This is a genomic window from Clostridium sp. MD294, assembly GCF_000364165.2.
Classification (GTDB): Bacteria; Bacillota; Clostridia; order Lachnospirales; family Anaerotignaceae; genus Coprocola.
Window position 1 is genome coordinate 544364 of the sequence record NZ_CP097810.1, and the last position, 16451, is coordinate 560814.

The following is a 16451-nucleotide window of genomic DNA, read 5'->3' on the forward strand; positions in this document are numbered from 1 at the left end:
GGTGAATTATGATAAAAGAATGTAGTACAAAATACTTTGGCAACTATTCCTATAACGAAGAAAGTATTATACTATTTGAAAGTGGTCTTTTTGGCTTTGAACAAGAAAAAGAATTTTTATTGATACAGCTTGACTCAAACAATGAAAATGTGCTTTGTTTGCAAAGTTTGAAAGACACAAACCTTGCTTTTTTTACGGTTAATCCTTTTGCTTTTTCAGAGGATTACCACCCTATACTGACAGACAAAGAACTGGAGGTAATAGAGGCAAAAGATATGAGTGACGTAGCAATTTATGTCATATGTTCTATGACAGACGATATTTCTACAAGTACCGCAAATTTAAAATGCCCCATTATTGTCAACACACACAATAATAAGGCATTACAAGTGATACTTGATAACCCAGAATATCAATTTCGTCATTCTTTCTCAGAGGAGGCGAAAAGCTGATGTTAATATTACAGCGTAAAGCTACACAGTCACTTGTTATCAATGGAAATATACACATTACTATACAAGAAATTACAGCGGACAAAGTCAAAATTGCTATAGATGCACCAAGAGAAATATCAATTGTGCGTTCTGAACTTTTGGAGGCTGCTTCGGCAAATAAAGAAGCTACAAACGTTCCACAAGGCGATTTATCTAGCATTTCTAGCAGTTTGTCAGCACTGTCAAAGCTCACCAAAAAAGAATGAAAAATCCCCCTAGTATACTAGGGGATTTTTTTATAATACAAGTGCTGCCATATGTCCAAGTGTTTCACTTTCTGTTTCATTTAAGCATTTTTCTAACTCTGTCATATGATTTACACTATTGAACAATGATTTTGAAAATTCAGAAGTATAGTATATAAAATCCTCTTCTGTACTGTCTTTTTCTAAACAGCAAGTCCACATAAACAGCATCATACTATATACTGTTGCCATAGCACAATAATTTCTCCATATACCACCATTCATACGAAAAGGAAAACGATTAGCTAAAAATCCCTCTACCATTACATTTTCTATCCAATACTCTTTTCCTTTTATAAATTCTTCAAAGTCCCTTATAGCTTGCTGATATTTTTCAAAATCATATTCTATATTCCAATTTTCACTTTTTTCTTTTCCTATTTCAAATTCTGTTTTTAACTGTATTTTTACATCTATTCTATTATTTATTTTTTTCTGTATTTTTAAATCTTCTGCTGCTCTTGTTCCATTATAATGATAAACAATACTATTAAAAAGTCTTTTTCTACCACTTCTATCTGCATTTTCAAATAAATTACTATACATATCTTTATTTCTACTATCATTAAAGCTGTCTACAAACTGTTGTATATAATTTGATACTGCTTTTTCATTTGCAGTTCCATTTCTCAACATTTCATCAATTTTTTTAATTGCCATTCCTAATATTACCATTCTTTCCCCAAAATCATATTCTCTATTTTGGAGCACACCTAATAAAAGTATTTTAAAATTTACCCAATATTGAAACATAGAACTTGTTTTTACTTTTTCTCCATCTATCCTTGAAGCACCACTTTTTTCAGTATCAGTAACTTCTCTTTCTATTACTTCTAATTTAATACCTTCTTTTTCTTGTAATAATAATCTAATCACTTCTTCACAAGCTATATCTAAAAAACATTCATATTTTCCCATACAGTATGTTGTTTGTCTAGGAAATATTTTACAAACTAAGCTCATATTTTCTGGACCCATTTCTGCATAAATGCTACATAGTCCATTTTCATCTAAAAATTTACATTTGTTATTCTCATCTAATTTAATTCTATAATGAAAAATATCAATTTGATACTTTTCAAAAGCATCTTCAAATTTTTCTCTAAATTCTTCTGTTCTTATCTTTCTTTTCATATTTTTAAATTCTTGTTTTGTAAAACCAATATTCCAATCCCTACAGCAGTTATATTTACAGTCACTTCCTATACATTCAAATTTGCTATAAAAACTTGGTTGCAACACAATATACTTCATACATTTATCCTCCTAATTAGTGCGTATTTTTGACAACAGTTTTCCCAACATAACCATTTATTATTAAAAAAGCAGGCACGCTGTGCCTGCTTTCTATTGAGAAAAAGGAATTCAAACCTTTTTAATCTATTGTTAAAATATATTATTGTAATAACTGAAGAACACCCTGAGGTAACTGATTTGCTTGAGCCAACATAGCTTGAGAAGACTGAACAAGAATATTGTTCTTTGTATATTGCATCATTTCTTTTGCCATGTCTGTATCTCTGATACGGCTTTCTGCATCTGTCAAGTTCTCTGTTGTTGTTTCCAAGTTATTTAATGTATGGTCTAATCTGTTTTGAGTAGCACCAAGTTTTGCTCTTACTTTAGAAACAGTGTCAATAGCATCTTTGATTTTGCTAATGCCTTGTGCTGCACTAGCTTCTGTAGTTACATCAATGCCAGCTACACCTAATCCTCTAGCATGACAATCTTGAATACTTACAGTAACTCTGTTATATTCATCAGCTGTATCACCAATTTGAAGTGAAAGAGCACTACCGCCTACACCTTGACTAGAAGTTTTATCTGTCAATCCTAACAAACTAGCTGCTGTACCTGTAACACCATTATCTGTTTTTTCTCCAAAACTAAATGTAATATCTTTAGCATTGTCGCCAGTATATGTTACTTTTAAGCCACCGCTCTTATCTGCTTCAACAAGGAATTTAGTAGCATCAATTTCTTCTAATTTACCTGTAGTATTCATACCGGTATTAGCATTATAGTTGGCTACTGCAGCTTGAATTGCAGTTTGCACTTCAGTAGCTACTTCTTGTAATGTTTTTCCTCTTTCCAAGTTAGCAACTGTCTGACCACCAATATCTACTTCTAATTCAGTACCATTGATTGTCATTGTAAATTTATCATTTGCGGAAAGTGTATTATTAAACTTCATTGCTGGTGTTGCAACATTTGATTTACCATCTGCTGCACCAAAGAATATACTACCAACTGTTTTTGCTTGGTCTGCAGCAGCAGCTACATCAGAACCTACATAACCTACCGCAGCATTTGGGTCTGTACTCAAGCTCTTCATTTCAAATTTACCAGCAGCTGTTGCTTTAATTTCAATTTCTCCATTGATGCCTTGCTCTTTCATTGCATTTGTAAATAATTCTTGCAATTTTTTAGCAATGTCTTTTGTTCCATCAAGTGTTTTACAACCAGTATTCGCATGATTTACTGCAAGAGCGGAATCAAAAAGTTGTTTTGCATCACCTTTTGTCCAGTCAATTTCTAATGTTTGACCATTAATATTATATGTTTCTTTTGCAGCTTTTAAGTTAGCAGCTTGGCTAAGGTCAGTAGCTATAGCAGTTGTATTTCCTGCTGTTGGCTCGAAATGTGTACTAACACTAGAACCAATCAATTGTGCTGTATCTGTTTTCATTGAGCCACCACTTAAGTTACCATCCAACAAGTTAATACCGTTGAAATTTGTGGAGTCTGCAATTCTGTCGATTTCATCTTTCAGTTCTTGAATTTCGTTTTGATATTTTTCTCTGTTGCTGTCGGAATATGTTCCGTTTGATGCCAATGTAGAAAGTTCTACCATTCTGTTTAACATAGAATGAACTTCTGTCAAAGCACCTTCAGCTGTTTGAACCAAAGAAATACCATCTTTAGCATTCTGTTGGCAAGCTTCCAAACCTGTGATTTGAGCTCTCATTTTTTCAGAGATTGCCAAACCTGCTGCATTGTCAGCTGCACTGTTGATTTTGTAACCAGATGACAATTTTTTCAAGTTTGCTGCTACGTTTTTGTTGTTTGCACCTAATCTGTTATAAGAGTTTAAAGCTGGAATATTATGTTGTACTATCATAAAATCTACCTCCATGTAGTTACGCGGGAAACTCCGTTTTCCCACTAGTCTAATATTATTTAGTTACCAAAAGGCTCAAAGGTTTTAACCGGTATTACCTCATTGCCTCTTATTTACAATATCGGTCGTTCTCCTCTAAACTTAATACTTTTTGATACTTTTTTTAAAAAAAATTTTTTCTATGCCTAATCGACCAAATGAAACGCTTTTACGCCCCCTTGTGGTATATCTCTTGCCACATATCCTGCTCTCATCACAATAATTCTTTTTTTCATAAGTCTTGCTAACTCTAATGCGTGTGTTGCTACTATCACAGTAATACCACATCTGTTAGCTTCGTCTAAAAGACACATAATGTCCCATGCTGTATCTTGGTCTAAATTTCCTGTAGGCTCGTCCGCTATTAGTATAGAGGGATTATTTACCATTGCCCTTGCTAATGCTACTCTTAAGCACTCCCCTCCTGAAAGTTCAGATGGGTATCTATTTGCCTTTTTATTCATATTTACTAGTCCTAATGCTGCTGGCACATCTTCCGCTATTTTTTTTTTGTCTATTTCAAGCACTTCTAATGCAAATGCAACATTTTCATATACCGTTTTTTTGGGCAATAATTGTGTTTGTTGCCAAACTATACCCATAGTTCTCCTAAAATAAGGAAGTTCTTTTCTTGTAATTTCTGATATATCTCTTTCCCTTACATATATTTTGCCTTTTGTTGGCTCTATTTCTTTTGTTAGTAGTCTTAATGACGTGCTTTTTCCTACGCCGCTTTTCCCCACTAAAAACACAAATTCCCCTTTTTGTATCTCTAAATTAAAATGATTTAACCCTACTGCTTTATTTTCAAATATTTTAACAACATTTTTAAAAGATATTTCTGCCACTCTTTTCCCCCCTCTATACATTGTACGCTAAAAATGCTATAATAATTACTTAAATAAAACATTCAGGGCAATGCCCTATATTTCAAAAAGGAGGTATGACATTTTTGCGTTATTTGAGAATTACGATATTATTTATTGTTACATTTACATTTACATACAATGTTTGTTCAAAAAAAATACCAAAAACTAGTTTTCACTATTATAAACAATATTTAATGGAATATCGTGTTCCTTCTTTAGAATTTATGGACAAACAATATACAAAATTTATGCCTCGTCCTGTACCAAAATTAAGCAAAGACTACACACAAAAGCCCAAAAAGCAACCCCTATCTATATATAGTTTGACATCACAAGATGAATTAGCTGCCTCCGAAACTACCGAAACAAGTCTGTATACTCTCGAAGGTGTTACCTATTTGAAGGGTACTGCTCGAAATATCGTTTATTTTAATCAGGCTGACCCTCTTTGGGGAAATAAAATGTATGGTGGTAAAGACCCTATTTCTAAATATGGCTGTGGGCCTACAGCAATGTCAATGGTTATTTCTAGTATGACAGACCGTGTTGTATTGCCTGATGAAATGGCAGATTGGTCACGTATAAACGGCTATTTTGCTTATGGAAGTGGTTCTTATCATACTTTAATACCAAACGCTGCACAGGCTTTTGGTTTAGAAGTTACTTCTCTTACAGACTATACTTATGATAATATAAGAAAAGAGCTCTCTACAGGCAAAATTATTGTTGCACTTATGAAAAAAGGGCATTTTACTACCAGTGGACATTTTATACTTGTTCATAGTACTACATTAGATGGAAAAGTACTTATTGCTGACCCTATGAGTCTAGAAAACAGCCTAAAAGCTTGGGATATTGATATTTTAATAAATGAACTAAAAATAGGAGCAACAGGCGGAGGCCCTCTCTGGGCAATTAGTATACCAACCTCTTGATATTATTTCAAGAGGTTTTATTTTGCTTTCGCATAAAAAGAGTTTTTTCCTAATATTCTTGTACTCATTTGTTTATCTTTTTCTAGCACAGATTTTAAAACATTTCTTGTTCTTAAACTAATAAGCATAAGCATTTTTTCATCTTCATATTCTGTATTCATTGCTTGCTCTTGTGTGTCTACATTTAAAAGTCCTCTCAAAAAGTGATAACATTCTTCATCTCCACTTGTTAAAATATCCTCAATTTCTCCTTTAATACCATCTATTGCTTCCATAATTTCCATACGCATATTCAAAAACATTTCTGTAGAAATTTTATCATTTCTTTTCAGTACATTCTCTATATCATTTGTAACATTTTCAATTTTAAGCACTTCTTCATATTCTTTTTTCATCAATTTGATTAATTGTGCTATTTTTTTTTCTAATGTATCCATAGTTATATCAAACTCCTTTCTAAAATAAAGACGGCAGAATTTCTGCCGTCAATATTACATTTGTTACTTATTATTTGCTTTTTGCTTTTTCACCACTATTAATTTTATCCGCTTCTTTAAATGTATCACGCAATTCCATAATAAGAGGTTTGAGTTCTGCAATTATTTCTGTTTTTCTTCCTGCAGATAAACGAGCTAACTCAAATTGAAAATATTCATACATTCTTGACAATTCTTTGCTAATATCATATTTTTTATCTAATGTACTAGCTAAATAATCTACAATTTCTTTACAACGTGTCACAGCTTCTTCAAATGCTGTAAAATTTTGATTTTTCAAAGCCATTTCTGCTCTTGTTAATCTTTTAATTAATTCATCATATAACAATATGAGCATTTCTGCTTTTGTCATTGTATTTATAGATTGGGTTTTATATTGTTGGTATCCGTATTGATTCATAAATCAGCGAACCTTCCTTTTCCTCAACTTTTTGTTTATTCATAATATGTTATACTTCATTATCTCTTAATATCCGCCAGTAAGTTGTGACAAGTAACTGCTTTGTGAATTCATTTGTGCCATTAATACTTCCAAATTTGTAAATTGATTATTATATCTTGTTCTTTCTGATTTCAATTTATCATTTAATGTATCAATCAATGTTTGTATTTCTTCCATTTCTTTGTAGAAAGCATTATTTGTCAATGACAATGGTGAAGCTGTATTTCCTGCTCTCTCAATCAATATACCCTTTGTAGCACCTGTTGTAGAAGCATATTTTTTGCAAAGTGCTTCCATACTTGTCATAATGCCATCAAAATCAGCACCTGCATCTTTTTCACTTGTAAACAATGCTGCAATACCATCTGGGTCTGCTTCTACTGCTGCTCTGAATTTGTCTTCATTAAATGTAATTTTACCATTTTCGGTATAATCACTTGATATACTAATTCCTGCAGCTTCCAATGCTTGCATATCTGTACTAGAGAATATTGTTCTCAATTCGCTAGAAAGTCCACGAAGGTCAGAGTCATTGAAAAGCATACCAGCTTTTGCTTTTTCTTCCCAAAGTTTAATTTCATTTTCAGACATATCTGCTTTTTGTTCATCTGTCAGTGGTGCATAATCTCTGTCACGTTTTGTTGATAATTCTTTATTTACCAATTCAATCAATGCGTTGTAGTCATCTACCATCTGTTTTACTGCATCTACTGCTTTGTCACTGTCTACTTGTGCATCAAATGTTACTGCATCTTCTTTAGAAGCTACTTCATCAATATGTCCATCAGAACCATATGTTCCAAATGTACCTGTTACAGTAATACTCATACCATCTATGTCAAATACATTACTACTTCTTGTAATTTCCATAGCTCCTGCACCATCACCAAAGTCAACACTAATCGTAGCGTCTTCACCCGCTTTAAATTTAGAAGAAGCCACACTATCTCCATTTGCATTTGTTGGTGGATTTCCATTTGCATCTGTTACTGTTCTATCATAAGAAACAATATTTCCATTTGCATCTTTTACTTGTGTACCAAACATTACCTCTGCTAAATTTCCGCCACCATCAGCATCTTTAATGTCAATTTGTCCTGATGCTCCAGAATCACTTGCTTTTATAGAAAAGCTGTCTGATGTTTCATTATAACTCATTGTAACACCAGCATCAGATTTATTAATTGTACTAATAATATTAGAAATTTTTTCATCTTCTTTAAATTCAAAATCTACACCATTAATGCTAAATTTATAAACATTTTCATTTACTGGATTACCATCTTTATCTTTTACTGGATTTCCATCTGCGTCTAATTTTGGCACACTAGCTGGTTGTAAATTAGCTGCACCAAACAAACCTGAGTCTTTTAATGCAATATTCGTATTAATTCTGTTGGACTCTCCATAGTTGATACCCAAAACACCACTCTTACCTAAAAGACCAGTATCAGCAGTTGTAACTTTTAATACAGAAGTTTTATCTGTTGTCTCAAAAGTTAATTTTCCTTTGTTAGTTCCTGATGATTTTGTATCTACTTTAATCCTATCTTTACCGAATGCTTTGTCCAATTTTTCTTGTGTCAATTTCTCAAATGCTTCTAAATTATCAGTAATTCCATTTTTTGTTTTATAATCATCAATCTCTTCTTTTGTTGCCAATTTAATTTGTTTTGTAACACCATTATAGGAAAATGTCATTGATTTTCCACCTATTGCGTCCCATGTATCTACTTCTTTTTTCAAGCGGCTATCATTTGTTGCATCTTCTCCTGATTTATAACTATTTCCTGTAATAGTAGTACCAGGACCATTTAATTTAGACTCTGCTTTGATACCTAATGTATTTAATACACCACCTGTATCACCCAATATTTCAAATGAACTTCCTTCATATCCTTTGTCGCCTTTGAATATTAATTCACCATTATCTCCTACAGATGCCTCTACATTAATTTTATTAGTATCAAACTGACTATTAATTGCATCTGCTACGTCCTGCATACTATTAAATTCTCCGCTACTAGCAAAGCTAATACTTGTTATTTTATCAGCATATTTTACTCTAATTGTAGTACCTGCAATAGCACTAATTTCTGTTTTTGCTCCATCAGATAAATCCAAATCTCCAGACTCCATCAATTTATCAGAAGCACTTGCTACATTCATACTTGCACTAGAAGCAAGATTTTTTACACCCAATATAGACAAAGAGTCTACTGAATTAGAAGCTCCTGTTGCTTTAATATATTTACTATTTTCTCCAATTGTGCTAATCAAGTTTCTGCTAAAAAAGTCAGAATTTAAAAGATTTGTTGATGGACTTGTAAAAGAAGCATATTTATTTCTAAAACTTACTAACAAGTTACTAATAGAACGCATTGCGTCTGTTTTCCATTGTAAAAGTTGCTGTTTTTGTTTTTGCTTTGCTATTTTTGACCTTGTTGAAGCAGTCATATTTTCAATTAATGTTTCTGTATCTAAACCACTGGCAAGGCCACTAATTTTATTGTTATAAAAACCATTTGTACTTGTAGAACTACTTACTCCACTTACTGTTGCCATAGTATACACCCTTTCTATCATTTATTTTGAAAATAATCTATATCTTTTTTTCTAATTTATCCTCTATACTTATTTATCGACATATAGTATACTTTAATTAAGATTAATTTTAAAATAAATATTATTGAAATTCGCAAGTTTTTATGTTTTTATTTTTGATATGTCTTTTTATATTCAATAAATAAAACACAGTATTATCACTATACGAAAGGAATTTTTTTAATACACTATTTTATTTACAAATATCTTTATTAATTTTATAATGATTTTAAAAAGGGGGCATTACTATGTCAGCACAAAAAAACAATAAAACACCAAATACAACAGATTTTACTGCAAATAATCAAAACATAGAAGAAGAAAATATAGCGACTCAGCCATTTTCAAAATCACTAGATTTTACTCCTTCTATGGAAATTCAAAAGTCTGATGATACTTCTCATGTTTCTGAAATTATAAAAGAAAAATTAACTGAATTATTAGAACCAACAGAAATTATTACAGAAACAGTTACTCCTCCAGATACTTTTATTCCTTTTACAGAAACAGAAGAAAATACCATTCATTTACAACACGAAATAGAACCAGAAGAAGTTACACCAGAAGAAGCAGCTTTATTTGAGCAAACAGATATTATGCAAAAACAAACTATTATCAAAGATAACTTTGAAAATGTAATCAAAAATGACAGTAAACAAATTACACTAAACGATGAAGAATATGTTTATATGAATGTCATGGAAACATTTGTAAAAGAAATTATTGTAGATTATATGAAGCAATATGCTCATTGTAGTTGTAATCATTGTATCATTGATACTATGGCTTTAGCTTTGACAAATCTTCCTTCTAAATATATTGTTGTAAAAAAAGGAAGCCTCTCTCCATTACTTCATATGTATCGTACAAAATATTCCGTAATTATTTCTACTGAAGTATTAAAAGCTTGCTTAGCTGTAGGAAAATCTCCTCATCATGATAAAAAATAACATTTTTACATATTATAAAAAGGCTGGTAGATACCAGCCTTTTTTACTTATTTTATATCCTCTTCTACAGTAGTTGTTTTCTCTACACTATCATTTACTATATCATCAATGTCAATCTCGTCTTCTATGTCATCTCCTATGATTTCTTCAATTGTTTCTTCATTCTGTGCTGCTTTTACTTCTTCTTCATCATACTCTGCATCTTGTATTGTTTCCCAAATACGATTTACTTCTTCTACACAATTAAAATAAACTTGTGCAATCATATTTGTTGGTATTCCTAAAATATCAGCATAATTTGTAATATTTTGCCAATCTGCTCTTTCATAACAAAGTACCAAATCTAACAATAAAGAACAAGGCCCTTTATGATATATTAATGCCTGTTTTAATTCTTCTGAAATTGGTATATCCTCAAAAATTTCTTCCAATGAAGCATCAATTAAACTACCCATTGTAGAAAACATTCCCATCAAATACGCTTCATTTTTAGAAATAGGTAATGTTGTATTATACTCCATCAATTCAGCAGCAAAATTTGCTCTCAAAAAAGAACGTTTTAAAACATCTTCAGAACCAAAATCTTTATCTCCTTTAAAACTTAAAAGATATATCCATTGTTTCAACTGTCCTAATCCTAATGTCACTAATGCCTGACGAATAGAAGAAGTTCTATTTCTTAATGCAAAATAAACAGAATTTACCATTTTTAATAAGCCATATGTCAAAGCTGCATCTCGAGAAATAATTTCTTCTATCATTTCAACGTTTGGTTCATCTCTTGTTACTTCTACTACTAGCTGGAAGAAATTGCTTTGTAAATAATCTGTTTTATTTGCTTTTGTTTCTACTTTTTCTGCTACATATTGTCCTTGAAAATAGTCTACTCCTAAGTCTTTTGCTAAATCATATTGCTTTTGTGTATCAATACCATAGCCTATACATATTTTATTAAAGTTTTTTGCTAATTTTACTGTATTTTCTAATGATACTGCTTCATTCTTTCCAAAATCCAATTTAATATAATCCAAAAATTCCATTAAACCAAAATATCTTGGTGCAAATTGAAAATCATTAATTGCAAATTTATATCCTTCTTTACGAAATCTTTGTATTAATGTTGTTGCTAATGGATGAATAATTACATTATCCTCAATTTGTATTACTAAATCATTTTGTTTAAATATTTTGGGCGTATTTTTAAATAACAAATTGGGTGTAAATGTCATAAAAGTAATTTTATCACTAAATATTTTTTTATTATTTTGTGACAAAAAATTTGAAATGGAGTCTGCTGCTGCATAATCATTCGTTTGATTATACAATCCACTCCCCTTTTCTTCTTGAAATAATATTTCATATCCAAACAAATTACCTTGTATATCTTTTATAGGTTGCCTTACAACATATTTGTTCATATCTTTTCCACCTCATTTTAAGCTTTTCACCTAAAACCTTATTCATTTATAGAATTTTATATATTATTCTTTTCCAACAATTCATCAATAACTTCTACCAAATGACCGATTTCTGGCTTAGAAAGTTGTTCATCTGCTCCCAACTGTTTTCCCTTTATTCTCATTTCTTCATTAATCAAGGAGGAAAATATAACAACAGGAATTTTTTGTAAGTCTGGGTCATCTTTTACTAATTTTGTTAGTCTATGACCGTCCATTCTTGGCATCTCAATATCTGTAATGACCAAAGATACCTTCTCATATATATTTTCTTCTTGTCGAATACTTTTTAAGTATTCCCATGCTTCTTCACCATTATCAAATTTTAATACATTTTGATACCCTGCTTTATTTAAAGAATCTCTTATCAATTTTGCAAGAAGCACAGAGTCCTCTGCCATAACTATAGGCTTTTTATTTTTACTCCTTTTTCCCATTTTCTCAATTTCTTCAATCTGTATTGTAGTTTCTGGTGCAATCTCAGAAACAATTTTTTCAAAGTCAAGTATTGTTACAAGTACCCCTTCCGTCTGTGCAATACCTGTAGCAACTCCTTCTTCTCCTCCAGATATTGTTTTATCTGGTTTTTGTATGTCATTCCATGAAATCCTACTAATGCCTACTACACTATGCACTCTAAACGTTGCAAACATTTTATTAAAATTTGTTACAATAAACAAATCTTTTTCATCTTTTTCACTTTGTTTTCCAGTTAAATATTTTGGTAAATCTATTACTGTTAATACTGTTTCTCTAGGCTTGAAAATACCCTCTACAACAGGATGTGAATGAGGAATTGGTTTTACTTTATCTGACATCATGATTTCTGTTACTTTTGCCACATTAATGCCATACAATTCTCCATAAATCATAAATTCCATAATCTCTATTTCATTTGTACCAGACTCTAATAAAATCTCACCTTTCGTCTTTTTCATCGTTCAAATGCCCTCCCATATTATTTTTTGAACAAATGCTTTACTATTTCGCAAAATTTATTGTATTAAAATCTCCTTTAAAAAAATTCTATATACTTGATGAATACCCCATTCTTTTAAAAGTATTTTTAGTAAAATAATGCTAGATACAAAACATCATCTATTACAATTCATTTTTACAAAATATCAATATAAATCACTTCTATCAAAGCCCTTTTTTTATTTATATCGACTAAAAATGTTAAAATATAACTGTATTACTTTATAAATTTATATTTTTACAGCTTTTTATCAAACAAATCTTAATCTTGAGCATAAACAACTTACACAAAAGAAGCTATCTATGCTCAAGACTTAGATTTTATTGTTTAGAGAACTAATTCTTTTCTTCCAAAAGAACGCACCAACACTACTCCTGTTTCTGCATCTAAAAGTAATGTTCTAGCATAATTTAGTCCTACATCTTCTCTTGCAACTCTAATACCTTCTTTTGCTAATACTTTTTTTACTGTTTCTATATTCCTTTGTCCTATATTGCCTATGGAATTATTGCCCTGAACCTCGAACATTCTTGCTCCACCTGCAATTTTACAAACCATACGTGCACGTACTCCTCCAAACACCTCTAATTTTCTAAGGGTCGCAGGTATACCTGTATCAGCATATTTAAACACATTACTATTATTTCCTTCCATATTATTTGGTAACATAATATGAACCATTCCCCCCAAACGTATCATAGGGTCATAAAAACAAATACCAATACAAGAGCCTAACGCATATGTAATTAGCTTTCCAGGTCCTCGACAAATCTTCATGTCAGCAATTCCTACTACTAATTGCTTATCACTCATTCAAAACACCTAATTTCTTTAAAAGATAATTCAAAGATGGTATATCTGGCATCAACAACAAATTGCTATATACTTCCTTATCTTCTACAATAAATTTTCCATTTATAATCATTATTTTATCTGTTTGATGTCCAAATTCTACCATCGGCACAGACATAATTCCTCCCAACATATTTACAGACATAGCGGGTACTGATAAATTAATTGAAATCCCTGTCAATTTTGAAATCGCACTTACATAAGAAGAAATCATAATATTTCCAATTTCTACTAATGCCGATACTTCTAAATCTCCTAATTGACTAAAATCATCAATTTTTGATGTTAATACATGTTCTAACATAATATTAATCAAATCTAAATTCTGCAAATACAACATAACACCATTCAATTCTCCTGATATATTTACTAATACACCAGAAACAATCATTTCAGGGTCACCTAATTTTGTAATTGCTTCATTAAATCCTAATATCTGTACTTCTGGCATTGTCATTTTAATTTTTCTATTCATCATTTCAGAAAGTGCTGTCGCAGCATTGCCTGTGCCAATACTTCCTATCTCTCTCATAACATCTATTTCAAGGCCATTTATATCCTCATATTTTTTCATATAGCGTTTCCTCCTAATAAAGTGTCTTATCAAGACCTCAATCCATTAATGGTTGTTTCTACTTCGTCAGAAGTTTGTACCATTCTTAACGCATATTGATAGCATCTTTGTGCTTCAATCATTTTTGTTACTTCCTGTCCTAAATTGACATTACTCATTTCTAATGCTTTATTTGCTAATATTGTCCCATTACCAGCTGTTACTACAGGCTGACCATCTTTTTCCGCTGGTATAAATTCTGTTCCCCTTACACTCTCCATACCATTTTTAGAAGGAAATGTATATATTCCTATTTGTTCAATCAAGTCTTCTCCTGCTATCATTTCTTGAGAACCTGGTATTCCTCCCTCTGCTGTTGGAGGCAATGTTCCTACTATAATAGGATTTTGATTAACATCTAATACCCTTTTTCCATTTGCTGTCTGAAGATAAAAATTACCATCTGGCTGTAATGATGTCATAAAATTTCCATTTCTTGTATATGTAATTTCTTGCGTTGCAGGATTTTGTATTGCAAAAAATCCATCTCCCATAATCATATAATCATATTCTAAACCTGTTGTTGAAAGATGTCCCTGTGTAAAATCTACATTCGTCTTTTCTACATGTACTCCTGCCCCAGCAATATAATCTGTTGGTTCTTGTGCTACTGCATTCAAATTACTATAAATACATTCCGAAAATGTAGAAGGTTTATTTTTATATCCATGTGTATTTACATTAGCAATATTATTTGCTATAATATTCAATCTTTCTTGATGTGCAATCGCTCCTACAGCACCTGTATAAAATGAACGGTCCATATCTGCTGCCTCCTATTGTATTATTATACTCTACCAATTTCTGTTGTTGCTTTTCCCAGCAACTGGTCATACATTTTTAACACTTGTGCTGCACTTTGCAACGCTCTTTCACTAGCCATCATATCAGTCATTTGTTTTACCAAATCTACATTAGATTTTTCTAACATCTTCCATTCTATAGGGGTATTTACTGGTACAGGTTGCTGACCTCCTATTGCTGTAAACAATCCTTCTTGTTTTGATTTTTGTATTCCATTATAATCTTCAAAGTCTACTATGCCTAATCTTCCTAAAACAGTATTACCATCTGCTGCCAATATCGTGCCATCATCTAATGCCTGTATATTATCTGTACCAGTATATATAGGTTGATTATTTTCTCCCAGCACACGCCCTGCGTGCTGTAATGCTATATATCCTTCATCGTCTATTATAAAAGCACCATTTCTCGTATACATCAATCCATCTACTGTTTGCACTTGGAAAAAACCAGGCCCTGCTATTGCAAAGTCCATATTCATATCTGTTGGTTCAAATATTCCCTGTGTATAGTCTGTTATAGTTACTTCACCTGCTGTAATCATAGATGATGTTGTACCTAATTCTTGACCATCTTCATGATTGATATTTCCATATCTTGAAAACATCTCATTTTGAAATGTTGTTGTGATAAATTCATCAGATTTAAAACCTGGTGTTGCTGCATTTGTCATATTATTTGCTATTACTGATAAATTTCTATTTTGTGTAAGCATACCTGAAGTTAAATGATAAAACCCCTTTGACACACTTACTCACCTCCTATTCCTTTTCGTCAAAAAAACGTTGCATATAATTTCTTAATTTGCGTATTGCATTTGCATGAATTTGAGAAATTCTTGGTTCACTTACCTGCATTACTACAGATATTTCTTTCATATTTAATTCATTGATATAATAAAGAGATAGTACCATTTGTTCTTTTTCTCTTAAAGAAGCTAATCCCTCTTTTAATGCTGCTGCTGTTTCTTTTTTTTGCAAATACTGCTCTGGCAATAATTCATTCGTATTTTTTAATATTCCTCCAGATTTTTGCCCAACACCTTCTTCTTCCATAAGCATATCCAAAGAAAGTAAATTGAATGTTCCTGTCTTTCCCAAGTCTTCTTTATACTTTTTTATGCTAATTTGAAGATGGTTTGCTACTTCTTCATCTGTTGGTGTTCTTCCTAACTGATGACTTAATATGTTTTGTGCTTCTTCTATTTCTTTGGCACTTTTTCGTATACTTCTTGGAACCCAATCTTGTTTTCTAGCAATATCAATAATCATTCCTCGTATTCTTTTTGAAATATAAGTTTCAAATTTTACGTGCTTATTGATGTCAAATTTATCAATTGCTGTCATAATAGCTAAAACGCCTTCATTAATTATATCATCAATCTGAGAAAAACCCAAGTAAATTCCTCTCATTTGCATAGCAATATTTTTAACAATATAGACATATCGCAACACCAATGTTTGTTTGATTTTTTGGTCATTGGTTTGTTTATACAGTATAAGCAGCTCTTCATTTGTTTTTGTATCCAATTCTTTTTGAGAAAGCATACC

At 31.4% G+C, this 16451-nt stretch carries 17 protein-coding genes; 4 read left to right on the forward strand and 13 right to left on the reverse strand.

Translation table 11 applies throughout. The annotated features are described in order from the left end of the window. Positions 1–8: 8 nt before the first annotated feature. Complete coding sequence (gene fliW / locus C820_RS02655) at positions 9–452, forward strand: flagellar assembly protein FliW (RefSeq protein WP_004035565.1); 444 nt, start codon at positions 9–11, stop codon at positions 450–452. Continuing rightward, positions 452–700 carry a carbon storage regulator gene (locus C820_RS02660; protein WP_004035562.1) on the forward strand — a complete coding sequence of 83 codons (249 nt, stop codon included), beginning with the start codon at positions 452–454 and terminating at the stop codon, positions 698–700. The genes fliW and C820_RS02660 overlap by 1 nt, the downstream gene beginning before the upstream one ends. Before the next feature lie 30 nt (positions 701–730). On the opposite strand, the gene fliB is transcribed toward C820_RS02660, so the two are convergent. The 3 genes from fliB to C820_RS02675 all read right to left on the reverse strand — a co-directional run bounded on the left by fliB (position 731) and on the right by C820_RS02675 (position 4747). Continuing rightward, complete coding sequence (fliB, locus tag C820_RS02665) at positions 731–1993, reverse strand: flagellin lysine-N-methylase (protein WP_004035560.1); 1263 nt, start codon at positions 1991–1993, stop codon at positions 731–733. Between the two features lie 142 nt (positions 1994–2135). Further along, positions 2136–3860, reverse strand: a complete 1725-nt coding sequence (locus C820_RS02670) for a flagellin N-terminal helical domain-containing protein (protein WP_251855620.1) — start codon at positions 3858–3860, stop codon at positions 2136–2138. Between the two features lie 185 nt (positions 3861–4045). After that, a complete protein-coding gene (locus C820_RS02675; RefSeq protein ID WP_004035550.1) occupies positions 4046–4747 on the reverse strand; it encodes a cell division ATP-binding protein FtsE in 702 nt (233 codons plus the stop codon). Positions 4748–4851: 104 nt separating this feature from the next. Between C820_RS02675 and C820_RS02680 the strand changes: the two genes are divergently transcribed. After that, positions 4852–5703: a C39 family peptidase gene (locus tag C820_RS02680; protein WP_004035548.1), complete on the forward strand. Its 852-nt coding sequence runs from the start codon at positions 4852–4854 to the stop codon at positions 5701–5703. A gap of 17 nt (positions 5704–5720) precedes the next feature. On the opposite strand, the gene C820_RS02685 is transcribed toward C820_RS02680, so the two are convergent. From C820_RS02685 to fliD, 3 genes are all read right to left on the reverse strand, one after another. Further along, complete coding sequence (locus tag C820_RS02685) at positions 5721–6140, reverse strand: hypothetical protein (protein ID WP_004035547.1); 420 nt, start codon at positions 6138–6140, stop codon at positions 5721–5723. A gap of 70 nt (positions 6141–6210) precedes the next feature. Further along, entirely contained in the window at positions 6211–6600 is a 390-nt protein-coding gene (locus tag C820_RS02690; protein WP_004035546.1) for a flagellar export chaperone FliS, read from the reverse strand. 66 nt (positions 6601–6666) lie between these two features. Then, the gene (gene fliD / locus C820_RS02695) at positions 6667–9207 is read right to left on the reverse strand and encodes a flagellar filament capping protein FliD (protein WP_004035545.1); all 2541 of its coding nucleotides are present in this window, start codon (positions 9205–9207) and stop codon (positions 6667–6669) included. Between the two features lie 287 nt (positions 9208–9494). Here fliD and C820_RS02700 point away from each other — a divergent pair, with 287 nt between their 5' ends. Then, the gene (locus C820_RS02700) at positions 9495–10196 is read left to right on the forward strand and encodes a late competence development ComFB family protein (RefSeq protein WP_004035544.1); all 702 of its coding nucleotides are present in this window, start codon (positions 9495–9497) and stop codon (positions 10194–10196) included. A 47-nt stretch (positions 10197–10243) separates the two neighbouring features. On the opposite strand, the gene C820_RS02705 is transcribed toward C820_RS02700, so the two are convergent. The 7 genes from C820_RS02705 to C820_RS02735 form a co-directional block, all read right to left on the reverse strand. Beyond that, positions 10244–11614, reverse strand: a complete 1371-nt coding sequence (locus tag C820_RS02705; protein WP_004035543.1) for an EAL and HDOD domain-containing protein — start codon at positions 11612–11614, stop codon at positions 10244–10246. Positions 11615–11670: 56 nt separating this feature from the next. Continuing rightward, complete coding sequence (locus C820_RS02710; protein WP_004035542.1) at positions 11671–12591, reverse strand: chemotaxis protein; 921 nt, start codon at positions 12589–12591, stop codon at positions 11671–11673. 368 nt (positions 12592–12959) lie between these two features. Further along, positions 12960–13445, reverse strand: a complete 486-nt coding sequence (locus C820_RS02715) for a chemotaxis protein CheD (RefSeq protein WP_004035540.1) — start codon at positions 13443–13445, stop codon at positions 12960–12962. Continuing rightward, positions 13438–14058: a chemotaxis protein CheC gene (locus tag C820_RS02720; RefSeq protein WP_004035539.1), complete on the reverse strand. Its 621-nt coding sequence runs from the start codon at positions 14056–14058 to the stop codon at positions 13438–13440. Before C820_RS02720 ends, C820_RS02715 begins: the two co-directional genes overlap by 8 nt. A gap of 29 nt (positions 14059–14087) precedes the next feature. After that, positions 14088–14861 carry a flagellar hook-basal body protein gene (locus C820_RS02725; protein WP_004035538.1) on the reverse strand — a complete coding sequence of 258 codons (774 nt, stop codon included), beginning with the start codon at positions 14859–14861 and terminating at the stop codon, positions 14088–14090. A 23-nt stretch (positions 14862–14884) separates the two neighbouring features. Further along, entirely contained in the window at positions 14885–15649 is a 765-nt protein-coding gene (locus tag C820_RS02730) for a flagellar hook-basal body protein (protein ID WP_004035536.1), read from the reverse strand. 13 nt (positions 15650–15662) lie between these two features. Next, positions 15663–16448: a sigma-70 family RNA polymerase sigma factor gene (locus tag C820_RS02735; protein ID WP_004035534.1), complete on the reverse strand. Its 786-nt coding sequence runs from the start codon at positions 16446–16448 to the stop codon at positions 15663–15665. Positions 16449–16451 lie beyond the last annotated feature (3 nt).